At 34.3% G+C, this 22,064-nt stretch carries 24 protein-coding genes; 10 read left to right on the plus strand and 14 right to left on the minus strand.

Features of this window, described 5'->3' with window-relative positions; all coding sequences use genetic code 11:
- Positions 1-142 precede the first annotated feature (142 nt).
- Genes A9G45_RS03365 through A9G45_RS03375 form a run of 3 tightly spaced genes read left to right on the plus strand, consistent with a single transcriptional unit; the run spans position 143 to position 3,577 of the window.
- The gene (locus tag A9G45_RS03365; RefSeq protein WP_065567604.1) at positions 143-1,387 is read left to right on the plus strand and encodes an oligosaccharide MFS transporter; all 1,245 of its coding nucleotides are present in this window, start codon (positions 143-145) and stop codon (positions 1,385-1,387) included.
- Between the two features lie 52 nt (positions 1,388-1,439).
- The gene (locus A9G45_RS03370; RefSeq protein ID WP_065567605.1) at positions 1,440-2,558 is read left to right on the plus strand and encodes a glycoside hydrolase family 172 protein; all 1,119 of its coding nucleotides are present in this window, start codon (positions 1,440-1,442) and stop codon (positions 2,556-2,558) included.
- A gap of 20 nt (positions 2,559-2,578) precedes the next feature.
- A complete protein-coding gene (locus A9G45_RS03375) occupies positions 2,579-3,577 on the plus strand; it encodes a substrate-binding domain-containing protein (RefSeq protein ID WP_065567606.1) in 999 nt (332 codons plus the stop codon).
- Between the two features lie 16 nt (positions 3,578-3,593).
- Here the strand turns inward: A9G45_RS03375 and smpB are convergent, their stop codons facing one another.
- Positions 3,594-4,076 carry an SsrA-binding protein SmpB gene (gene smpB, locus A9G45_RS03380; protein WP_065567607.1) on the minus strand — a complete coding sequence of 161 codons (483 nt, stop codon included), beginning with the start codon at positions 4,074-4,076 and terminating at the stop codon, positions 3,594-3,596.
- A 67-nt stretch (positions 4,077-4,143) separates the two neighbouring features.
- Between smpB and A9G45_RS03385 the strand changes: the two genes are divergently transcribed.
- Genes A9G45_RS03385 through A9G45_RS03405 form a run of 5 tightly spaced genes read left to right on the plus strand, consistent with a single transcriptional unit; the run spans position 4,144 to position 6,030 of the window.
- Complete coding sequence (locus A9G45_RS03385; protein WP_065567608.1) at positions 4,144-4,572, plus strand: type II toxin-antitoxin system RatA family toxin; 429 nt, start codon at positions 4,144-4,146, stop codon at positions 4,570-4,572.
- A gap of 1 nt (position 4,573) precedes the next feature.
- Positions 4,574-4,876 carry an RnfH family protein gene (locus A9G45_RS03390; RefSeq protein ID WP_065567609.1) on the plus strand — a complete coding sequence of 101 codons (303 nt, stop codon included), beginning with the start codon at positions 4,574-4,576 and terminating at the stop codon, positions 4,874-4,876.
- Entirely contained in the window at positions 4,869-5,303 is a 435-nt protein-coding gene (gene zur / locus A9G45_RS03395; RefSeq protein ID WP_065567610.1) for a zinc uptake transcriptional repressor Zur, read from the plus strand. Before A9G45_RS03390 ends, zur begins: the two co-directional genes overlap by 8 nt.
- Positions 5,291-5,647, plus strand: coding sequence for an EamA family transporter (locus tag A9G45_RS03400; protein ID WP_065567611.1), 357 nt, complete (start codon positions 5,291-5,293; stop codon positions 5,645-5,647). The genes zur and A9G45_RS03400 overlap by 13 nt, the downstream gene beginning before the upstream one ends.
- Positions 5,647-6,030, plus strand: a complete 384-nt coding sequence (locus A9G45_RS03405) for a DMT family transporter (protein WP_065567612.1) — start codon at positions 5,647-5,649, stop codon at positions 6,028-6,030. The genes A9G45_RS03400 and A9G45_RS03405 overlap by 1 nt, the downstream gene beginning before the upstream one ends.
- Before the next feature lie 163 nt (positions 6,031-6,193).
- On the opposite strand, the gene A9G45_RS03410 is transcribed toward A9G45_RS03405, so the two are convergent.
- The 4 genes from A9G45_RS03410 to A9G45_RS03425 form a co-directional block, all read right to left on the minus strand.
- Positions 6,194-6,409 (minus strand): DUF4177 domain-containing protein, encoded by a 216-nt coding sequence (locus A9G45_RS03410; protein WP_065567776.1) that lies wholly within the window; start codon positions 6,407-6,409, stop codon positions 6,194-6,196.
- Between the two features lie 339 nt (positions 6,410-6,748).
- Entirely contained in the window at positions 6,749-7,153 is a 405-nt protein-coding gene (gene mutT / locus A9G45_RS03415) for an 8-oxo-dGTP diphosphatase MutT (RefSeq protein WP_065567613.1), read from the minus strand.
- A 116-nt stretch (positions 7,154-7,269) separates the two neighbouring features.
- A complete protein-coding gene (gene secA / locus A9G45_RS03420) occupies positions 7,270-9,990 on the minus strand; it encodes a preprotein translocase subunit SecA (protein ID WP_065567614.1) in 2,721 nt (906 codons plus the stop codon).
- A gap of 86 nt (positions 9,991-10,076) precedes the next feature.
- Positions 10,077-10,421 carry a hypothetical protein gene (locus A9G45_RS03425; protein ID WP_065567615.1) on the minus strand — a complete coding sequence of 115 codons (345 nt, stop codon included), beginning with the start codon at positions 10,419-10,421 and terminating at the stop codon, positions 10,077-10,079.
- 231 nt (positions 10,422-10,652) lie between these two features.
- Here A9G45_RS03425 and A9G45_RS03430 point away from each other — a divergent pair, with 231 nt between their 5' ends.
- Entirely contained in the window at positions 10,653-11,717 is a 1,065-nt protein-coding gene (locus A9G45_RS03430; RefSeq protein WP_065567616.1) for an MJ1255/VC2487 family glycosyltransferase, read from the plus strand.
- Positions 11,718-11,727: 10 nt separating this feature from the next.
- Complete coding sequence (gene folA, locus A9G45_RS03435) at positions 11,728-12,228, plus strand: type 3 dihydrofolate reductase (protein ID WP_065567617.1); 501 nt, start codon at positions 11,728-11,730, stop codon at positions 12,226-12,228.
- Between the two features lie 60 nt (positions 12,229-12,288).
- Here the strand turns inward: folA and relA are convergent, their stop codons facing one another.
- From relA to nfsA, 9 genes are all read right to left on the minus strand, one after another.
- On the minus strand, positions 12,289-14,547 hold the full coding sequence (gene relA, locus A9G45_RS03440) for a GTP diphosphokinase (protein ID WP_065567618.1): 2,259 nt from the start codon (positions 14,545-14,547) through the stop codon (positions 12,289-12,291).
- 3 nt (positions 14,548-14,550) lie between these two features.
- On the minus strand, positions 14,551-15,888 hold the full coding sequence (gene rlmD, locus A9G45_RS03445) for a 23S rRNA (uracil(1939)-C(5))-methyltransferase RlmD (protein ID WP_065567619.1): 1,338 nt from the start codon (positions 15,886-15,888) through the stop codon (positions 14,551-14,553).
- 15 nt (positions 15,889-15,903) lie between these two features.
- Positions 15,904-16,392 carry a pantetheine-phosphate adenylyltransferase gene (coaD, locus tag A9G45_RS03450; protein WP_065567620.1) on the minus strand — a complete coding sequence of 163 codons (489 nt, stop codon included), beginning with the start codon at positions 16,390-16,392 and terminating at the stop codon, positions 15,904-15,906.
- Between the two features lie 643 nt (positions 16,393-17,035).
- Entirely contained in the window at positions 17,036-17,170 is a 135-nt protein-coding gene (locus tag A9G45_RS14885; RefSeq protein WP_081297805.1) for an aldose epimerase family protein, read from the minus strand.
- A gap of 414 nt (positions 17,171-17,584) precedes the next feature.
- Positions 17,585-17,725: a hypothetical protein gene (locus tag A9G45_RS14330; protein WP_176700903.1), complete on the minus strand. Its 141-nt coding sequence runs from the start codon at positions 17,723-17,725 to the stop codon at positions 17,585-17,587.
- Between the two features lie 654 nt (positions 17,726-18,379).
- Complete coding sequence (gene galE, locus A9G45_RS03460) at positions 18,380-19,396, minus strand: UDP-glucose 4-epimerase GalE (RefSeq protein ID WP_065567622.1); 1,017 nt, start codon at positions 19,394-19,396, stop codon at positions 18,380-18,382.
- Positions 19,397-19,437: 41 nt separating this feature from the next.
- Positions 19,438-19,626 carry an MFS transporter gene (locus tag A9G45_RS14890; protein ID WP_442903031.1) on the minus strand — a complete coding sequence of 63 codons (189 nt, stop codon included), beginning with the start codon at positions 19,624-19,626 and terminating at the stop codon, positions 19,438-19,440.
- 549 nt (positions 19,627-20,175) lie between these two features.
- Positions 20,176-21,339 carry a histidine-type phosphatase gene (locus tag A9G45_RS03465; RefSeq protein WP_176701637.1) on the minus strand — a complete coding sequence of 388 codons (1,164 nt, stop codon included), beginning with the start codon at positions 21,337-21,339 and terminating at the stop codon, positions 20,176-20,178.
- Positions 21,336-22,061, minus strand: coding sequence for an oxygen-insensitive NADPH nitroreductase (nfsA, locus tag A9G45_RS03470; RefSeq protein WP_065567624.1), 726 nt, complete (start codon positions 22,059-22,061; stop codon positions 21,336-21,338). Before nfsA ends, A9G45_RS03465 begins: the two co-directional genes overlap by 4 nt.
- Between the last annotated feature and the right edge of the window lie 3 nt (positions 22,062-22,064).

The raw sequence follows: 22,064 nt of genomic DNA on the forward strand, positions 1-22,064 counted from the left end.
TAAAGTTGTCCACAATAATTTTTCTTATCTAAGTTAATAAAATAATTTTGATGTTGATCACATTTATCCAATAAACCTTTTAAAGCTAAATTTTTAGCTCTGCATACTCAATTGCAGTAGTTCACTCTTTATAGGATAAATTATGACAACTGCATTTTATAACAAGCCAACTTATTGGTTCGCTTCCTGTTACAGTTTTATGTATTACGCTGCAGGTAGTTTTGTTTTTTCTTTTTATGCCATATGGTTAAGCAAAGAAATTGGTTTAACCGCAAAACAAACTGGTATTATCTATTCATTTAACTATTTTATTTCACTAATTATTATGATTGTATATGGTGTTTATCAGGATAAATTAGTTCTGAAAAAACATCTTGTCTGGTTTCAAAGTATCATTATTACTTGTGCTGCTCCTGCATTAATTTATGTTTATGAACCTCTATTACAGCATAGTTTTTATATCGGCGTTATTTTTGGTAGTTTCTTTTTGGGGTTTGGTTGGGTTGCTGGAATGGGGTTAATTGACTCCTATTGTGAAAAAATTAGCCGAGCATTTGGATTTGAATTTGGTCAATGTCGCACTTGGGGGTGTATTGCTTATGCTGTAGGTACTTTTATTGCTGGTATTTTGATTAGCATAAATCCTCATTTGAATTTCTGGGCTGCATCAGTCGTAGGAATCTGTTTTATGATTCTAAATTTTAATTTTAAACCAGATTTAAGCAAATCATCAGAAGCGATTTTTCAGAAAAAGGACAAATTAAGTTTTAACGAAATTATGTCTGTCTTTGCGCTAAAAAAATTCTGGATATTTGTTGTTTATGTGCTTGGTACCTATAGTCTTTATAATATCTATGATCAGCAATTGTTTCCTGTTTATTTTACTCAGCAATTTGAAGATGTAAATGATGGCTATCGCTTATATGGTATCTTGAACTCGTTTCAAGTTTTTCTAGAAGCTGCTGTAATGTTTTGTGTGCCATTTGTTGTAAATCGTGTTGGGGCAAAAAATGCTTTGATTTTTGCGGCATTTATTTCAGCTTCTCGCATCTTCCTCACAGGGCATGTTAGTAGTATTGCCATTATTTCAATCATTAAGCTTATGCACTGTTTAGAAATTTCTACCATTTTAGTTTCCGTATTTAAATATATTGATATTAATTTTAATGCTCGTCTTTCAGCAACCGTCTTTTTAATCGGTTATCAGGTTGCAGGCTCTGTTGGTGTTATTTTGTTTTCTACTCTTGTCGGTGATTTTTACGATACCAATGGTGCATCAACAACATTTAATCATCTTGGGTTAGTCGTTTTAGGATTTATGATTTTTGCTATTTTCTTTTTATGCGGTGATAAAAAAGCAAAATACATAAATAAAAAAATTATTTAAATATAAATAGTTTTAACAAATTGCATTTTATAAACGTTAGTAAGGATTGATAATGAACATATATAATTCAGTAACACAATTTCACTTTGAACAGACTAGAACCATTTCGCCAGAAAATATGACAGGAGAAAAAGGTAAATCTTGCATGAAAGCAAGCATTTTAGGTCCAAGCCGTAAAGGACAGGGATGCATTTCAATTCCTGCTGGTAAAACAGTCACTATTGCCGAAATTTCAGGACCTGCAGAAATTCGTCATATGTGGTTTACCTTAACTGATAGAACACATTGCGGTAGTTTTGTGTTACGTGATGTTGTTATTCGCATTTACTGGGATGATGAATCAGTGCCATCAGTCGAAAGCCCGATTGGTGATTTCTTTTGTAATGGCTTTGGGGCAAGATGTGATATTAATTCAATGCCAATCGTAGTTAATCCTACAGGGGGATTTAATAGTTATTTTAGAATGCCATTTAATAAAAAAGCGAGAATTGAAATTCAAAATGAACATGAAGCTGATCTACAGCATTTCTTCTTTACTATTAATTATGCCTTAATGCCAAAACCATTTGAGGCTCCACTTTATTTTCATGCTCAATGGCGTAGGCAACGAGTAACTAATTATGCCGAAGATTATGTGCTATTAGATAATATCGAAGGACATGGTTATTATGTCGGTACTTACTTAGCTCTAACCGCTTTGGAACGTTACTGGTGGGGAGAAGGAGAGTTTAAGTTTTACCTTGATGATGATAGCGAATATCCAACTCAACATTCAACAGGATCTGAAGATTATTTTGGTGGAGCATGGGCATTTCATAATCGTGATAGCCAAGGTCGCCCATCAGCTAAGTGCTTCCAAACGTTATTTATGGGGTATCCTTATCAAACTAAACGTGATGCAACTCGTGACTTTTTTCAAACAGGGGACGCTAATCCTGTACATGGTTTTGGTGATGATGCTCTACCAATGCATGGGCTATATCGTTGGCATTTACCTGATCCCATTGCATTTCACAAAAATATTAAACTTGCATTTCAACAAATAGGTAATGATGATATAAGATTGTATGAGCGTTGTGACGATATTGCTAGTGTTGCGTATTGGTACCAAAACCCTTCGGCTAATAGCAACCCAATATTTCCTAATAAACAACTACGCACTCCTCGTTAATATATAAAGGAGATAGTGCTATGGCGAGTAATAAATTAAAAATCAATGATATTGCTCGTTTGGCTGGCGTGTCGGCAACGACAGTCAGCCATATTTTTAATAAACGAGATAAAAAATATCGCATTTCAACACAAACACGGCAACGTGTTCTATCCATTGCAGAACAGTACAGTGATCAAGCCCATATTCGCCAATATCTGGTTAAAGCAAATAGTACGGATACCATAGGCGTGATAGTTCCAGACATGTCTAATTCTTTTTTTTCTATGTTTCTGCACTATTTAGAATCTTCATTTAGGCAAAAAAACATACAATTATTAATAACTTGTAGTCATTATAATAAAGAAATAGAAATTAAAGTGGCACAAAACTTAGTTGAACGAAAAGTTGATGCTATGATCGTTGTTACTTCATTAAATAGTGATGAGTTTTATGTTGATATTAATCAAAATACGCCAGTATTGTTTTTCGATCGTTATATTAAAGATACTTCATTGCCGTTTATCACGAGTGAATCATTACACTCTGTTGCAGAGTTAATTTATCCATATGCTAAACAATTAGACGAATTTTATTTCATTGGATGTGATACACAATTAACTTCAATAGAAGCCAGATTGCAAGGCTTTAAAAAAGGTCTTCAACAGGTTGGATTAAGCGTTAACTCACAATGGTTAGTGAGTGATGACTATTGTCCCAATAAAGGATATGAATTACTCAAACAGCTTCACAAAAAATTAGGACGACTGCCAAAGGCTATTTTTACTCCTTCATGTAATATATTACAAGAAGTGCTTAGCTACTTAGTGGAAGTGGAAGTTAAACCACAACAAATCTATTTATGTTCTTATGATTATAATATTTATCTGAATTATTCTTACTATCCAATTGATACTATTGCTCAAGATTTTCAAAGCATGGCTTACACTTGTGTCGATGTAATTGATGCCCTACTTAAATTCAAAGAATTAAAAAACAAAGCTTTTTTTATCAAACCACAAATTATACGCCACCGTTAGAGCGATGCTGATATTATTAACGGTTAGCGTTTTTCATAATCCGTGCTTTGTCAACTTGCCACTGACGCTCTTTAATATCTGTGCGTTTGTCGTACTCTTTTTTACCCTTGGCAACACCAATTTTTACTTTTGCCCAAGCGTTTTTCCAATAAAGCGAAAGGGCAACAACCGTATAACCTTGGCGATTAATTTGACCAAATAAGGAATTAAGCTCTCTTTCGTTTAATAATAATTTGCGATTACGCATAGGTTCGCATACAACATGAGTTGATGCGACATTAAGTGGTGTAATAGTAGCCCCAAATAACCATGCTTCACCGTCTTTAAGCAAAACATAACTATCACTAATATTTGCTTTTCCCGCACGTAGTGATTTCACTTCCCAACCTTGCAGAGATAAGCCCGCCTCAATTTCCTCTTCAATAAAGTACTCATGGCGTGCGCGTTTATTTAAAGCTATAGTTGCCGCACCCGGCTTGTGTAATTTTTTCTTAGTCATAATATGCTATATTATAGAGTTACATGATATTATATGCTACTAATTTTATTTTTTTATTTAATTTCTTATGGCACATGTTTTTCGTGAGGTTATTGAACCTTATTCTATAGAACAAATGTTTAGTTTAGTCAATGATATTACCAAATATCCCGAATTTGTTCCCGATTGTATCGCAACTGGTATTATTAGCAAACAAGATAATACGTTGACTGCGTTTATTGAAGTTGAAAAATTAGGCTTTAAAAAAGCTTTTACTACAATAAATTTAATTAATCAACCACATTCTATTGATATTAAATTGCTTGAAGGACCATTTAAATACCTGTCGGGAAAATGGCAATTTACTTCAATAAGTGAAAGTCAAAGTAAAATTAGTTTTAGCTTAGATTTTGAGTTTAAAAATAAGTTATTAGATATTGCTTTTACTCCCATATTTAAAGAGTTGATGACTAATATGGTCAATGCGTTTTCACAAAGAGCAAGGCAAATATATTAAAATGATAAATATTCAAATTGTTTATGCATTACCAAATAATGTAACAGTTATTGATTGTGAAGTTGACGAAAAAACAAACATCTTGCAAGCAATAAAAAAATCCAATATCTTATCAAAATGTCAAATTAAATTAGATGAAAATTTAGTTGGCATCTACGGAAAACGTTGCGATGTTAATGAACTGGTTAAAAATGGGGATCGGATTGAAATCTACCGAACATTAATCAATGATCCAAAAGAAATAAGACGAAGAAAAGCCGCTCAAAAAAGCAATGACGAAAGGCAAAGGAAACCGAATGCATAACCTGCTAATTGAAAAGATCGAAACTTTATGCAAAAATCGAGGTACAAAACTGACGACACAACGTCGAACTGTTTTAGATATAATGCTGACAGCAAATAAAGCAATGAGTGCCTACGATCTTTTAGATCTGCTCAAAGTCAGTGAACCACAGGCTAAACCACCGACAATTTATCGTGCACTTGAATTTTTACTTGAACAAGGTTTTATTCATAAAGTGGAGTCCACCAATAGCTATATTATTTGTCCACATTTCCAAGATCCCGAACATATTTCAATTTTATTTATTTGCGATAAATGCCAACAGATCATCGAAAAACATTCACAAGATATCGAATATCAATTCAAAAATTTAGCACAGCAATCTGATTTTTTAATCAAACATAGTGTGCTAGAAATACATGGGTTTTGTCAACAGTGTCAATCTTGATCATTACTCTTTGGTTAATTAATATTGCCTGCGATACTGTCGGGCAAATTGCATTTAAATATGCAGCGATTAATTCCAAAGATACGCAAGGCCTGCGTTATTGGCAAAAACTTTTTGGTAATTATTGGTTATGGCTAGGTTTTGCTGCTTACTTTATTGGCTGTATTTTTTGGCTAGCTTTTTTAAGCTCAGTGCCATTATCTCAAGGAATATTACTGGGATCATTTAATATGATTACTGTTATGCTAGCTGGCCGGATTTTATTTAAGGAACATCTGACGAGCTTTCGTCTTATTGGTATCCTTTTTATTACGATAGGCGTAGTTTTGGTTGGACTTACGTAATGAAAAAATTTTATATTATTGGGTTTATCTTACTATTGTTTTTTGATACGTTTGGTCAAACAAGCTTTAAGTTAACCGCATTATCGGCGATGCCCCTTGAAATGAGTATTGATTGGTTTATCCGTATTTTTACTCATAGGTGGGTTTATTTGGTAATTATTGGGTATACTGGAGCATTTGTCACATGGATGATATTATTAAAAAAAGCACCTGTAGGCCCTGCTTTTGCCGTTTCTCATTTACAGTTAGTTACGGTAATGTTGGTTTCGGCTATTGCATTTGATGAGCCAATTGCATTTATACGTATGCTTGGTGGGCTATTCATTATTATTGGTATTGTTTTTTTAGCTCTGGCAGAACAAAAATTAAATCGTAATACTTAAAATTTTTTATACTGAAGCGTAGTACTTTCTTAAGCTTTTTGACAATAGGTAATATAGTAATTGATTAGGCTTAACTAAGCATATTTAGTGGGAGATACAATATAATTAATAGATATATTGTGTCTCCCAATCTGGTATCAGCTTATCCCCTATAGAGGTAAGCTTAGTTGCGTTCGCGTTCCATTACAATTAAATAGGCTTCCCTTTTCCAAAATAAAAATAAACGACGCATATCTTTTTCCATCGTCACTACACGCCAGCCATCTTTAGCATTTTGATTTAAAAATTCGGAAAATTTAACCTCGTTAGCATTCGCTGAGCCTAAAAGTAATGAAGACAATGCGCCTTCTTGGAAAACAACTACCTTATATTCTTTCATAACAATTAAAACCTTAATATTATTTTTAACAATACAATTTTTAATGATAAGTAACATTAAAAATTCTCGGCATTATATATTATGTAAATTTTGTTTCCTAGCACATAATTAATCTTCTATAAAAATATATGATTAGTATGTTTTTGTTCAGTTTGTTGCTTAAGACTTTCGGTTTATGGTTAAAAGTTTAATTTGATAGTAATGTGCACAGTATAACTCTCTTGTTATGTAGTTCTATATGGCATATTAATTTATAATGAAAAATTAAAAATACCCTCACATTAAAACATAAGATTGCATAATGAGAAAGGCAATTAAAACTAAATCATTATAAATGGGCTAAATTTGTTTATCCAAATTTTTAAGCATTTCGATAATTGGTCGATTAGCATCAGGGAACTCATCAGCATTTAAATCTTGCTGATCTACCCAACGGCTGGGTTGCCCTTCTTTTGCAAAAGGAACACCATCCCATTCTTCTACTAAATAAGCATAGATAGTAATATCGCGATCATCATAACTGTGTTCGACTGTTTTTAAGAATTGGGCTTGGTGGATATGAATGTCAACTTCTTCAGCAATTTCACGTTGTAGGGTTTGATAGGGTATTTCTCCTGCTTCTATTTTCCCTCCAGGAAACTCCCAAAATCCCGCTAGATGGGAATCTTCACCGCGTTGGGTAATAAAAATTTGACAATTTTGTGAACGAATAATACCTACAGCAATTTCAGTATGTTTTTTCATAATTGTGTTTGTCTATAATTTAGGTTAGGGAAAGCTTAACCTTTCCCTTTTAGTTCTTGTCGATCTTAATCGACGATTTAAGCATCAATTTTGCTCAATCATACTAAATTATTATCTTATTGAACAGATCCATGGCAGTGTTTATATTTTTTACCTGAACCACAAGGGCATGGATCATTGCGCCCAACTTTAGCTTGTGTACGCATTATCGGTTGAGCTACTGATTGGCTTTCATTTTCACCACTCATGCTCACTACTGACTCATGATTAGCTTGTTGCTTAGCCATTAGTTTTTCCATTTCAGCTAGACGTTGGCGTTCTGCTTCATCAACTTCTTCTTGTGAACGAATTTGCACACGGCTCAAAATACCAATAACATCATATTTTAACGATTCTAACATGCTAGCAAACATATTAAATGATTCGCGTTTATATTCTTGCTTTGGATCTTTTTGCGCGTAGCCACGTAAATGAATACCTTGACGCAAATAATCCATGGCGGCTAAATGTTCTTTCCAAAGAGTATCAAGTGTTTGTAACATAACACTTTTCTCAAACTGCCTAAATGCGTCAGCACCAGCAATATTTTCTTTCTCTAAGTACCTGTCTTTTGCCATTTGTAAGATGCGTTCACGCAATGTTTCTTCATGTAAATTTTGCTCTTCATCTAGCCATTTTGCCACTGGTAGATCCAAATCAAAATCTGTTTTTAGCGCTACTTCAAGCCCTGAAATGTCCCACATTTCTTCAATTGATTGCGGTGGAATATATTGGTCAATTAGGGTATTGAATACATCTCCTCGGATTGAATCAATAGTATCTTTGATATCGGTATTATCAAGTAAGTCGTTTCGTTCACGATAAATTACTTTACGTTGTTCATTGGCGACATCATCATACTCAAGAAGTTGTTTACGGATATCAAAATTGCGGTTTTCAACTTTCTTTTGCGCATTGGCTATTGCTTTTGTTACCCATGGGTGTTCAATAGCTTCATCTGTCATACCTAGTTTACGCATCATGTTACCCACACGCTCAGATGCAAAAATTCTCATTAATGGATCTTCAAGTGATAGGTAAAAACGAGAAGCACCTGGATCGCCTTGACGGCCAGCACGACCACGTAGTTGGTTGTCAATACGGCGCGATTCGTGACGCTCTGTACCCAAAATATATAATCCACCTAGTGCTAAAATTTCTTCATGTTTTGTTTGCCACGCTTGTTTTGCCTTTTCGATATCTTCAGGTGTTGGGTTTTCAATTTTTGCTATATCATTTTGCCAGTTCCCGCCAAGCATAATATCGGTCCCTCGCCCCGCCATGTTAGTTGCAATAGTAACTGCTCCTTTACTCCCAGCATTAGCAATGATTTCGGCTTCTTGAGCATGGAACTTAGCATTTAGCACATTGTGTTTAATTCCTGCTTTTTTAAATGCTTGTGAGACTAGTTCAGATTTTTCGATTGAAGCTGTTCCAACTAAAACAGGTTGTCCTGTTTTTACACATTTTTGTACATCAGCTACAATTGCATTGATCTTTTCTATTTCAGTTATGTAAACAAGATCAGGGTGATCTTTTCTTTGCATAGGACGATTAGTTGGGATAACAATTGTATCTAAACCGTAAATCTGATTAAATTCAAATGCTTCAGTGTCCGCTGTGCCTGTCATACCAGCTAATTTTTCATATAATCGGAAATAGTTTTGGAATGTAATTGAAGCAAGTGTTTGGTTCTCATTTTGGATTTTAACATGTTCTTTCGCTTCAACTGCTTGATGCAATCCATCAGACCAACGACGTCCCTCCATTGTTCGACCTGTGTGTTCGTCAACAATGATGATTTCGTTATCTTTAACAATATAATCAACATCGCGGTGAAATAGATGATGGGCACGTAGAGCAGCATTAACATGATGCATTAAAACAATATTATTTGGTGCATAAAGTGATTCATTACTCTTCATAATGCCTTGTTTAATCAATAACTCTTCGACTTTTATTAATCCTCGTTCAGTTAAGTTAACTTGGCGTGATTTTTCATCAATTGAAAAGTCTCCATCGCCTTGAAACTGATCAGAGTCTTCCTTTTCTTGACGAATTAAATAAGGGATAATCTTATCAATACTGATATATCTATCGGAACTATCTTCAGCTTGTCCTGAAATAATTAGCGGTGTTCTTGCTTCGTCAATTAATATTGAGTCAACTTCATCAACTAAAGCATAATAAAGTGGTCGTTGTACACGAGCATCTTTGCTAAACACCATATTGTCACGTAAATAATCAAACCCATATTCATTATTCGTGCCGTAAGTGATATCTGCATTGTAAGCTTCTCGCTTTATTTGTGGCGGCATATTGGGTAGGTTAATACCAACAGTTAAGCCTAAAAATTCGAATAAAGGGCGATTATTTTCTGCATCGCGTTGCGCTAAGTAATCATTAACCGTAATGATGTGCACACCTTTGCCCGTTAACGCATTTAAATAGGCTGGTAATGTCGCTGTTAAGGTTTTACCTTCACCAGTACGCATTTCTGCAATGCATCGTTCATTTAATACCATACCACCAATTAACTGAACATCGAAATGGCGCATGCCAAATACGCGCTTACTTGCTTCACGAACTACAGCAAAAGCTTCTTCTAAAATATTATCTAATTTGGTCCCTGCTGCAACTTTTTGTTTAAACTCTGCCGTTTTTGCTTTTAGTTCTGCATCTGACAATGCTTCCATTGCTGGTTCAAGTGCATTAATTTTTTCAACTCGCTGGCGCATACTTTTTAATACACGATCATTACGGCTACCGAATACTTTTGTTAATAATTTTAATAACATAACTTCTCTCTTATTCTTTTTATACAAATAATAAAGGCTTATAGCCTTATAATAGGGCAAATTCATTTAATTGAGTGATAAACTCTTTATATGGCAACGTGAGGACCAGCTCTTATTCCATTATTTGGTGATAATCTAATGGTTGTATTTAGACAAAGAGCATCATTATTTTGTAAAAGAATTTGCTTATCAAAATACTGTTTTTGTGATGAGACGAATGTTTGAGGTTTAATTTTTAATTGGGATTGATGCTCTTGTACTATTGCAGTAATAGTAATAATATCAACCTGAGAAATCAGCTGTTGAGCAGGCAATGCATTTTCTTGGTGAAAACCAAATCCAGTAGCAATCACACCTAATAATAAGTGCGATAAAGCGGTTTTGATAATTAAGCGTTTGCTAATTTTTTGCCAATAATTAATTACAGTCATAACAATGATATATTAGCATTTTTTGCCAAAATGAAAAACAATTATTAGTATTTGTCAAAATCTATATATAAGCTCAACAAAAGATAGAAAATGATAGCTTAGCCACAATCAATGCAGAATTATGATAACTATTAATGCTATAATTTTATTTAATCATGCAAAATAATTTTCATAATAATAAGCTGTTCTGCTATTATATTTATATAGTTAAAATTGACGAATAATAAAGATATGAAAATTCTCTTTGGTGTTCAAGGAACAGGTAATGGTCATGTTAGTCGTTGTAGAACACTAGCTAAAGCATTGAAAAAAGCTGGTGCTGATGTTGATTATATTTTCAGTGGACGTGATCCTAAAGATTATTTTGATATGGAAGTTTTTGGGAATTATAGAACTTTCCGTGGAGTAACTTTTGCAACACAGAATGGAAAAATTAATTTTCGTAAAACCGTGCAACGAATCCGAGCTTTCAGGCTTATAAAAGATGTGTATGAGCTTGATTTATCAAAGTATGACTGTATTATCAGCGATTTTGAACCAGTGAGCGCTTGGGCTGCACATCATCAGGATCGTGACTGTTTAGGAATAAGCAATCAGGCCGTATGCGAATATCTTAAGCCTAAAGAATATGGGCTAGTTGCAAATGTGATTATGAAGTATTATGCTCCGGTAACTGAACCTATTGGCCTACATTGGTTTCATTTTGGGCATAAGTTACTACCACCAATGATAGACTCATTCCAAGCTATACCATCAGAAGATGGCAAGATCGTAGTCTACTTGCCTTTTGAAAGCATAGATGAAGTGATTAATATGTTAAAACCATTTAATAATTATCAATTTATCTGTTTCCATCCAGAGATAAAACAAGTTACTAGCTATGGCAATGTATCTTTGAAACCACTAGGTAGAGATAGTTTTACAAATGAGCTGATTAGTTGTTCAGGAATTATTTCAAATACAGGATTTGCGTTGATTTCCGAAGCATTAGCGCTTGGTAAAAAAATTCTTACTAAGCCAGTTTCAGGACAATTTGAACAAATCTATAATGCTCAATGTTTACAATCACTTGATATGGCAACAGTTATGGAAAACTTAAACGGTATTAAGCTAAAGTATTGGCTTGATTTACCCTCGCCAAAGCCGATAATTTATCCTGATGTGGCTACAGCGCTAGCTAATTGGATTGTTGCTGGGCAAAAGGAGCCGTTACGTTCTTTGAGTGAGCGACTTTGGAGCCAGACGGTGTTTCCTGAGAATGTAAATAAACATATTAAATCTTTGGGTTATGTATAAAAAGGAAAAAATGATTTTAAGTATTATTGTTGCGATGGCACATAATCGTGTTATTGGCTTAAATAATCAGATGCCTTGGCATTTGCCTGCAGATCTGGCATGGTTTAAAAAAAACACACTTAATAAACCTGTTATTATGGGACGGAAAACCTTTGAGTCTATAGGTCGACCTTTGCCCAATCGACACAATATTATTATTAGTCGCCAAACTGAAAAATTGGTTATTAACCATGAGCATATTAGCTGGACGAAGTCGATTGATGAAGCATTATTAGTGGCTAAAAGCCAAGTGGCAGATGAGGCGTTTATTATCGGTGGTGGCAATATTTATCACCAAGTGCTATCTATGGTGGATCGGCTCTATTTAACACATATCAATGCTAATGTACAAGGCGATACTTTTTTCCCAGATTACAGATTTGATTCATGGCGACAAGCTTATTGTGAGAATCATCAAGCCGACGATAAAAACGCTTACGATTACCAATTTGAAATTTTAGAAAGAATATAATTATCAATATGTTGCCACAGATCAAATTGTGGCAATTTTGCTAATTAACCGCCAGCCGTTTTACCCATGAAAACGTTTGGCTTCAATAACATCAGATAGCTGTTTTATTTTATTGAGTATTCGACTTAACGATTCTTGATGAGAAATTTCCATGTCTACATCAATAGTCGCTAATTGTTGTTTTATATCTGAGCGGCTAATTAAACCAAGAACGTTTGCCTTTTCATTAGCTAAAATAGTGGTAATATCTCTCAACAAACCACTCCGATCGTTAGCAATAATTTGTACCGCTATTGTGTAGCTTGAATTGATAGTATTATTCCAAGTCGCTTGAGTGATACGATCTGGTGCATGATTTTTTAGTTCTTGTAATTGCTCGCAATCAGCCCGATGAATTGAGATCCCGCGTCCTTGAGTAACAAAGCCTGTAATTGGATCGTTAGGAATGGGGCGACAACAGTTTGCAATGGTATACATTAGGTTACCCACACCTTCAATAATAATTGCACCGCCTTTTTTATTACTAGCTTTATTAGTATTTTTTGTTTGTGCATTAAATTTTTGGGCAATCTGTTTTAATGCTGCTTCGTCTTCTTCTTTCGCTGTTGGTTTGTTAAATTGTGCATTGATGAAATTGACTAATTGATTTATTTTTACATCACCACTACCAATACCTGCTAATACCTCTTCAAAAGAGTGAGCATTATATTTATTGATTAAGATTTTTTCGACACTTTTTAAACTAATATTTAGCGGTTCAAGTTCATTTGCTAGTATTTGTTCACCAGCAACAATATTTTTATCACGATCTTGTTTTTTAAACCATGCTTGAATTTTGGCTCTTGCTCGGCTACTGTTAACAAATCCTGTATTAGAATTTAGCCAATCACGGCTTGGGTTAGGTTGTTTTTGAGTGATAACTTCAACTTGATCGCCCATTTTTAAATTATAGGTAAAAGGCACAATTCGACCACCAACTTTGGCACCGATACAACGATGGCCTACATCACTATGTATATGATAAGCAAAATCAAGTGGTGTGGATCGTGCTGGCAAGTCGACAACATCGCCTTTCGGTGTAAAAACATAAACCCGGTCATCAAAAATCTGACTACGAACGGCTTCTTGAATTTCGCCACGTTCAGACATTTCTTGTTGCCATGTTAATAATTTTCTTAACCAAGAAATTCGCTGGTCATAAGCTGTCATTTTGTCGGTACTACCTTCTTTATACTTCCAATGAGCAGCAACGCCTAGTTCTGCATCGTTGTGCATTTGTTCAGTACGGATTTGAATTTCAATGGCCCTATCTTGTGGGCCATAAACGACAGTATGAATTGATTGATAACCATTTGGTTTGGGATTAGCAACATAATCATCAAATTCTTTAGCGATATGTTTGTAATGGCTGTGGACGATGCCTAAGGCATTATAACAATCTTCAATTCGATCGCAGATAATACGCACAGCTCGGATATCATATAGATCTTCGAATTCAAGATGTTTACGTTCCATTTTCCGCCATATACTATAAATATGTTTAGGACGACCATAAACCTCTGCGCGAATATGATCTTTGTTCATCAGTTTTTGTAGATGTTTAACAAATTGATGGATATATAATTCACGATCTAATCGCTTTTCTTGCAATTTTTTAGCAATAAGCCGATACTCGTCTGGGAATAAATAGCGGAAACAGAAATCTTCTAACTCCCATTTTAATTGCCCTATTCCTAAGCGATTGGCTAATGGTGCATAAATATTAAAACACTCTTTAGCTACCAAAACTTGTTCTTCTTGGGGAGATTTGATTAAATTACGTAAATAGGTAATACGCTCAGCCAATTTGATGACTACACTTCGGAAATCATTAACCATCGCCAATAGCATGCGACGAATACTATCAATTTGTTCTGTTGTGGCACTACCGTTGCGGATTGCACGCAATTGACGAATTTCTTTCATTTTAACAATGTTAGAGATGATGTGAGAAATTTCACGATCAAAATCTTCAGGGATATCCTCACGGCGAATAATTTTGGCATCAACAAAAGGAAGCAATAAAGCAGCACATAAACTATTGATGTCCATATTTAGAGTCGATAGGATCTCAACCATTTCGATAGCATTTTGGAAACAGAAAAATTGCTCAGAGGCTCCAGCGCTGTTTTCAAAACAAAAATCCCAAACTTCTCTAAACTTTTTATAAGATGCTGGGTTAGCTAATAATAGTTCTTGTTTTGCCCATTGCTCAACTTCAAATTGAGCAAGCGAATAATGTTCTTCTCGATGTTGGTGCGCGCCTCTGATAGTTACCATAAATTATGTTCCTGATTTTATTAACAACAACATTGATTCAATATGTTTGGTTTGTGGAAACATATCTAAAATAGCAACTTGAGCAATTTTGTATCCTGCATCTATAAGTTGTTTGCTATCGCGAGCTAGAGTAGCAGGGTTACATGATATATAAACAATTTTAGATGGAGCTAATTTTGCAATTTCTATTACTGCATTTAATGCCCCCGCTCTTGCTGGATCTAATAATACCTTGTTAAATTGTGATTGGCTCCATATCGAAAATTGTTGAGTATCGTCTAAGTTGCTAGCTAAAAAATTGGTTTCAGCACAAATCCTATTACTATTTAATATAGTGTTAAATTTTGCTTTTTCAACCAGTGCATCAATACCTTCAATACCTGTTACTGTTTTACTTAATGTTGCTATAGGTAATGAAAAATTACCCATACCACAAAAGAGATCTAAGACTTGGTCAGTTGGTTGTAATGTTAACCAATCAAGTGCTTGATTGATCATTTTTTGATTTATTTTACAATTTACTTGGATAAAATCTAGAGGGCTAAAAGTTAATTTTAAATGATTAATTAAATAAAAATGCTCTGTATTACCTGTAATATGTACTAAATCTTTACCATGAAAATAAAGTGAAAGGTTGTAATTTTCTGCGAACTCTTTCAATAAGTTAGCATCATACTCAAGTAAAGGCATAGTATGCCTTAAAACAATAATAATACCACTGTCGACTGAAATTAATTCAATATGACCAAGTGCTTTTTTCTGTTTAAAATTGCTAAATATACTTTGCAATGGTATTAGCAGTGTATCTAATTCATTAACTAATATGGGACAACGTTTAATATTAATTATTTTGTTTGACTCAGCTTGGCGAAATCCAATAACTAATTCGCCTTTAACTATATTAATTGAAAGCCTTGCTCGCCGCCGATAATGGTAAGGCTGATCGGCAATAATTATGGGGGAATTTTGAGTAATATTTGCTAAAGATTGTCCCGTTTCTTTTTGTAGCAGGTTAATTAATGCATTATATTTTGCTTGTTGTTGCAAATGAGGTGCAATATGTTGCAATTCACAACCACCACATTGCTGATAATATTGACATTGTGGTTTAACGCGATTTTGGCTTTGATTATGATATCTAATGACTTTGGCTTTAGCATAATTTTTTTTGTCTTCAGTCAGTTCAATATCAACGGTTTCATCAGGCAAAGCTGATTTAACAAAAACTGTTTTACCTTTATAACTAGCAACTCCTTGCCCAAAAGCATCTAAGGATGCAATTGTTACTGTCAATTTTTGTTTAGTAAGTTTTTTTTTCTGTTGGGTATAAAAATTAGCCATAGACGTTTTTTTAATTTATATTAAGCGTTTGAGTAATTCTGTTTTGACATGCTTTGGCACTAAATTTGTGATATTACCACCATGATAGGCGACATCTTTCACGATTGTTGATGAAATAAACCCCATCGCAATTGATGGCATTAAAAAAATGGTGTCTAAATCGGATTTTAACGCACGATTCATTTCAGCAAGTTGCCTTTCGTATTCAAAATCGTGTGTTGTTCGGACTCCACGAACAATGACTGTAGCATTATGAGTTTGAGCAAAATTTGCCATTAAATTATCAAATCCTATCACTTCGACATTAAGCAAGTGCTCGACCGAAGTTGATGCTAAATTTACCCGTTCTTCTAGAGTAAACAGTGTTTGTTTATTAGGATTTTCAGCAATAGCAACGATTAATCGAGGAAATAGTAGCGAGGCTCGTGTCACAAGGTCAATATGACCATTGGTGATAGGGTCAAAAGTGCCCGGAAAAATAGCTGTTAAGGCTTTGCTTGTCATATTTTATATTTATCCATTGGGTATGATAACCGTATCATACCCAATTTTGATTAGGATTGTTAGTTTAAACATACAAATTCTTTTATTCAATTTACAGATACGGGGGAATACTTACAGAAAAAAGCTAGTTTCTATCAATATATGTCCATAAATGAGTCAAATGATTTAATTTATACAAATTAAGTCGTTAGGTGATCATGAATTTGTTAAGTCTGTAAAAGCCTACTTGGTTGTGACCATTCAATATGACGAGAACTATCAGGTAAAAACAGTGCTTCTAGTGCTACACCTGCAAAATTCCCATATTTACCATTGTATCAGTTTGGCTTATTCTGAAAAAACAACCTGTATATATTTGTAATGAAGGTTGAGTTGTTATTACATTCATTATTACTTTTTGCGCAAGTAAAATAAGTTGAGTTGAGTAGTCAGTGTTTTATCTAATAAGTAAATATGCCCATAACCGCCATTTATTTACCGCTCAAGGCTTTCATCTTTCATGTAGTTTGCCTAAATAAAAGTTCGGGTTATTACAAACCCATATCGTACTTGATGGTTTTCACCAAATAATTATTGTGAATGACGTTAGCACCACAGGTAGAGCATAATTGACATTTGCTTTTAAACTGTGATTAAGGATATTCTAACTTGTTTCTCCATTAAGATTAAAATAAGCATAATTAGTTAAATTAACTGATGTGGCTTTTGTTGAGATTGCGTGGAACGCAATAATAACTTTGTTATAATCGGCAAGTATATAAGTGACTTTTACACTCAGCTAGCCAGCCACCCTACTCTTTATCAGGAGAAATTAATCAAAATGTTACCTGTTGCTCGAATTGGGCTTAAATTTGCTATCGTTTTTTGTCAAAACCTAATTTTCCACCATATAACAGATTGGCACATTGGTTAGTGCTAATTAGATAATGTTTATTGTTAATATCAATTGTAACACCTAAATAGGCATCTTATTGTTGGTATTGTTCTAGTGATTGGCATTCAAGTAAGGCTTCGCAATTTTTCTCGTTAACAGATAATATACAAGAAAACCATGTCACCTCCTCAGTTTGGAAATTTGATATGAATTGCTTGCCTATTTAAAAGTGTAATAATTTGTTTTATAAGAATATCGCACTACTCCATTCACTTTATTTACAGTTGTAAAAACCTTCTTTAATACCAATTTGTTAGCTTAATTATCGCTAACAACCGCTCTAACCGCATTGACTTTATCTTTTGGCACTAATACCACAACATATCCGCCAAAGCTACCACTAACCATCCGTACACCATCTAGTTTACCAATTACGCCGTGAATTATTTCAATAATCATCACGCGTTAAGTTGTGGCTATTGATCGTAAGTATTGATAATAATTTATAATTACCACTAAAGCTTGCGTCACTTTTAGCGTGCGTTCGTTTTCAGTGATTACATAATGAGACCGTTTGAATACAATGGGAGCAAGCAAGTTTTAAATATATTGTGATTCGGTTAATGAAGCATCTCTTAGTTATTTTACTTTAAGGGCTTTGACTGCTACCTCACATAGTGTACATCGAACATTATATTCATTGTTAATTAAACTTCGTTTGATATTTGAATTAATGATAATCACAGAAAAATCTCTAGGAATAGAAACAAGTTTAGCTTTTAATGATCGGCAATCGATCAGTAATGCATGTTGACTTTGTTCAAGTGCAGATATTAATTGAACTATTATGCCACAATTGGTTTTCGGCATCTTGACCAATTAATGCTAACTTGGCGCCATCTAAGGTACAAAAAACAAGTTGAATAATAACTAGGATTTTATTCTTGAGTAAATGTTTCTTGTTGCATTGACCAAGGGCGTTTCACTCTATGTGGCGAAACGCGCACCTATTGGTTGATTAATAAATTATAGCGACAAAGGGTGAGCAATCGGATTAAATTAGCTATTTTTACTTCTATTTTAATTTTGCTTATTTTATCGATGCCATACAACTTAATCAGGATAGCCTTGAGGGTTATTTGATTGCCAATTCCACGAGTCTTTTACCATGTCATCTAGTGTTAATTTGGTTTTCCAACCTAATTTATGTTCTGCTTTTTTGACATCAGCCCAAAATGCGGGTAAATCGCCAGATCGCCTTGGCGCAAAGTGCCAGTTAAGCGCTTTTCCTGATACTTTTTCAAAAGCTTTGATCACTTGTAATACGCTGTAACCAATACCAGAACCCAAATTATAAATATGAACACCAGCTTTGTTGTGATCGGCTTTTAGTGCAGCAATATGTCCATCAGCTAAATCAACGACATGTATAAAATCACGAATACAAGTCCCATCTGTTGTTGGGTAATCATTACCAAAAACAGCTAATGATTCTCGCTTACCTACAGCAACCTGAGTAATATATGGCATAAGATTATTAGGAATGCCTAGAGGATCTTCGCCCATCAATCCACTTGAATGGGCCCCAACAGGATTAAAGTACCGTAGTATAGTCAGTGACCAATCAGATTCGGCAACAGCTAAATCCATGATACATTGTTCTACCATTAATTTACTTTTGCCATATGGGCTAGTCGGTAGCCCTTGTGGCAAGGTTTCAACATAAGGTACAGGGGCGAGTTCGCCATAGACGGTGGCCGACGAGCTAAACACTAGCTGCTTAACACCTGCCTTTCGCATTGCTTTCATTAGAGTGATACTGCCGTAAACGTTATTTTCATAATATTCGAGAGGTTTGTGTACTGATTCACCAACTGCTTTTAGCCCAGCAAAATGAATCACTGCTTTGATATCATGTTCTGTAAAGATCTTAGCTAATAATTTTTCATCACACACATCACCTTGATAAAAATCGACCGATTGACCTGTGATTTTTTGTATTCTATCTAATACTGATACTTTACTGTTGAACAAATTATCAATAATAATTGGTGTATAACCGGATTTAATAAGTTGGACACACGTATGGCTTCCTATATATCCGCATCCACCAGTAACTAATATTTTCATAATATACCCTAATCTAATGTAATTATTACAGAGAGTATCTGTCAGAGCTCAGATTGTTCGCTGTTTTTCTGCTTCCATAGATCCCATGGACCACGGACTGATAGTGTGAAAGAAGATATTCGCGTAAAACTAAATGCGATAAAACCAAAAACTAGGTATGATCTTTCAAATCCTATTTTAACATACATAAAACCTATATAAACATAACATATAGTTGTTTTGCAAAACAAAACCTACTAGCAATTGCACCTAAGGTTACATTAAATTGAAGCAACGATCCTAAAACAAAGATAAAAATGAGGCAAACAACACAGAAAGCTGTATGACAATCCAAAGAAGATGTTTTGTTAACCCTGATTTACACAAAATTAGGCTAATTAAAAGTCAAAAAAAAGGGCAAATAATGGAATGAACGAGGAAAAAGTGATCGGGATAACACTTGGTAAAATCGATTGTATTTCATTACTAATTTTATTTTGTATTTTATATAACTTTACCCATCTAGATTTATGTTTAGAATTTAGAAAAATAAGATTAAAATAATTGGTTGGAATTGCTAGATGGCAATTGGTTTTGAAATAAATTATATTATTGTGCTAATTTAGCTCACTTGAATATTATACCTGCCTAATATTCAAGTAAGCCCAACAATAAATATTTATACTTAAATGTAATTCTACCTGAAACGTTTTGATAATTAACCTTTTGCTAAATAAAATTAGCCTAACTTTTATAATTATTAGCTATTTATGGTGTTAGTCGGATAATTGAATCGTGCATTATTTTGTTATAAAAGGTTTCATTCGTTTTTCAAAGTCTAACCAATCGTAATAACCATCACTATTAACAGAAGCATTGTTCAAATGTAGTTGATAATGTTGTGGTGGATTATTGGCATCAAGCGCTTGCCCGCTATGTAGTTGTTCAAAGCTTTGATAAATATATTCGGCATTAAAAAAGTATTTATCTGTAGGTAGGTGACGAAAACGCTGTAAAGTGACCTTACCACCAATAGGCGTTGTTTCAAATTGATTTGGTAGTTGATAGCTTTTAAAGTCTAATGCACCAAGTAATGCGGCAATAGTGCTATCATGGCCAACAAGTAGGTTTACTTTATTATCTCGTTGTATTAGATCACTTATCATATTAATAATGAGCGTAGCAGAATGTTTAGCAAGCGTTTTAGATTGGAAAACTAAACGAATATATTGATTACGAATAGCGATAATTTGTTGCCACTGTTCTTGGCTAGTTAGTCTTCCCCATGCAATTTGTTCTTTGGGAAAGGCTGAATAGTATTGTAATAAAAACGCATCAACGGCCGAAGTTCCTATTGCAAGAGGCCCAAGTAGCGCTGGTTCTTCATGTTTTTTGAAATAGAGTTGTGATGGGATTTTAGCTAAATTACATTGATATTCGGCATATAATTTTGAATGTTTATAATCTAAAATATCGGAAAGGATTTGATAAGCAGGTGCTAGATTTTCAAAGATGTTGGTGGCTTTGTTGGCTTCTTTAATATCATGCAATACTGCATATTTAAATTCTGGCGAATCATCTCGCAAACTAGGATCGAAAATAGGATCCATATTTTCAATAGAATATTTGTGATGAATAGGAATATCATACCCAGCAAAGGCGCCAATTGCCAGGAATTGAGCGGTTGCAACTGTTCTTTGCAGGCTGTTAGCATACACAAATAATTTGGTATCGGTTTTTGATAATTTTATATTGTGTTTTTCAAGCCAAGTTGATAAATAGTGGCCAAAATAGGCTTCTAACACGCCACCTCGTGTTGTTAAATAACCATATGGATGGTTCCATTTTGGCCATTTAAAAGGCGTTGCTTTTTCTAAAAACTGTAAAGTATTGTGTAATGGAGTACGAATACCGTGGCGACTAATTATAACGACTTTATCTAGCTGATAATGATTATTATTCATTTGACGATCCATCCTTGTTTATGCAAATAATTTAAAACAAAATCGCGTTGCTCGTTGTTTATTGTATTCACAATTTTATTGCTCCAACCGCCAGCTTTTTGATTAGTACTACGAGTTTTATAGTAATCATCCATTTGAACATCATATTTTGCCAAAATTTCCCTATCAATGGGGCGATAATGGTTCTCAAAAAAGACTAGATCTTGTGGTAATCTTGGTTTTATTTCTGGATTATCATCTGGATAGCCAAGGCAAAGTCCAAAAAGTGGAAGGACGTATTTGGGCAAGTCAAGTAATTGAGTAACTTTATCAAGGCTGTTGCGCAATCCGCCAATGTATACAGCGCCTAATCCTAAGGATTCAGCAGCAATCACTGCATTTTGTGCCATAATAGCAGTATCAATACAGCCCAATAATAGCTGCTCAGCTTTCCCTAGGCTTAGTTGTGGATCAATTTGATAATGCCGATTAAAATCGGCACAAAACACCCAAAATTCAGGGGCTTGGTTAACATATTTTTGGCCACCAGCATAATAAGCTAGTTTTTCACGCTTATTGGGGTCAGTAATACGAATAATTGTCGAACATTGAATAAAATTAGAGCTAGAAGCCGACTGAGCTGATCTAACAATTGACATTATTTGCTCTTGAGTTAAATCTATTGATTTATAAGCACGAATAGAGCGATGCTGACAAAGTAGATTGATCGTTTCATTTTGCATAGT

This window comes from Gilliamella sp. HK2 (assembly GCF_001690265.1).
In the GTDB taxonomy this organism is placed as follows: Bacteria; Pseudomonadota; Gammaproteobacteria; order Enterobacterales; family Orbaceae; genus Gilliamella; species Gilliamella apicola_C.

Excerpts from the sequence above, each read along its gene's own strand:
- A9G45_RS03365 (WP_065567604.1), top strand. The coding sequence starts at position 143 with ATGACAACTGCATTTTATAACAAGCCAACTTATTGGTTCGCTTCCTGT.
- A9G45_RS03370 (WP_065567605.1), top strand. The coding sequence starts at position 1,440 with ATGAACATATATAATTCAGTAACACAATTTCACTTTGAACAGACTAGA.
- A9G45_RS03375 (WP_065567606.1), top strand. The coding sequence starts at position 2,579 with ATGGCGAGTAATAAATTAAAAATCAATGATATTGCTCGTTTGGCTGGC.
- smpB (WP_065567607.1), bottom strand. The coding sequence starts at position 4,076 with ATGACTAAGAAAAAATTACACAAGCCGGGTGCGGCAACTATAGCTTTA.
- A9G45_RS03385 (WP_065567608.1), top strand. The coding sequence starts at position 4,144 with ATGGCACATGTTTTTCGTGAGGTTATTGAACCTTATTCTATAGAACAA.
- A9G45_RS03390 (WP_065567609.1), top strand. The coding sequence starts at position 4,574 with ATGATAAATATTCAAATTGTTTATGCATTACCAAATAATGTAACAGTT.
- zur (WP_065567610.1), top strand. The coding sequence starts at position 4,869 with ATGCATAACCTGCTAATTGAAAAGATCGAAACTTTATGCAAAAATCGA.
- A9G45_RS03405 (WP_065567612.1), top strand. The coding sequence starts at position 5,647 with ATGAAAAAATTTTATATTATTGGGTTTATCTTACTATTGTTTTTTGAT.
- A9G45_RS03410 (WP_065567776.1), bottom strand. The coding sequence starts at position 6,409 with ATGAAAGAATATAAGGTAGTTGTTTTCCAAGAAGGCGCATTGTCTTCA.
- mutT (WP_065567613.1), bottom strand. The coding sequence starts at position 7,153 with ATGAAAAAACATACTGAAATTGCTGTAGGTATTATTCGTTCACAAAAT.
- secA (WP_065567614.1), bottom strand. The coding sequence starts at position 9,990 with ATGTTATTAAAATTATTAACAAAAGTATTCGGTAGCCGTAATGATCGT.
- A9G45_RS03425 (WP_065567615.1), bottom strand. The coding sequence starts at position 10,421 with ATGACTGTAATTAATTATTGGCAAAAAATTAGCAAACGCTTAATTATC.
- A9G45_RS03430 (WP_065567616.1), top strand. The coding sequence starts at position 10,653 with ATGAAAATTCTCTTTGGTGTTCAAGGAACAGGTAATGGTCATGTTAGT.
- folA (WP_065567617.1), top strand. The coding sequence starts at position 11,728 with ATGATTTTAAGTATTATTGTTGCGATGGCACATAATCGTGTTATTGGC.
- relA (WP_065567618.1), bottom strand. The coding sequence starts at position 14,547 with ATGGTAACTATCAGAGGCGCGCACCAACATCGAGAAGAACATTATTCG.
- rlmD (WP_065567619.1), bottom strand. The coding sequence starts at position 15,888 with ATGGCTAATTTTTATACCCAACAGAAAAAAAAACTTACTAAACAAAAA.
- coaD (WP_065567620.1), bottom strand. The coding sequence starts at position 16,392 with ATGACAAGCAAAGCCTTAACAGCTATTTTTCCGGGCACTTTTGACCCT.
- A9G45_RS14330 (WP_176700903.1), bottom strand. The coding sequence starts at position 17,725 with ATGATTATTGAAATAATTCACGGCGTAATTGGTAAACTAGATGGTGTA.
- galE (WP_065567622.1), bottom strand. The coding sequence starts at position 19,396 with ATGAAAATATTAGTTACTGGTGGATGCGGATATATAGGAAGCCATACG.
- A9G45_RS03465 (WP_176701637.1), bottom strand. The coding sequence starts at position 21,339 with ATGAATAATAATCATTATCAGCTAGATAAAGTCGTTATAATTAGTCGC.
- nfsA (WP_065567624.1), bottom strand. The coding sequence starts at position 22,061 with ATGCAAAATGAAACGATCAATCTACTTTGTCAGCATCGCTCTATTCGT.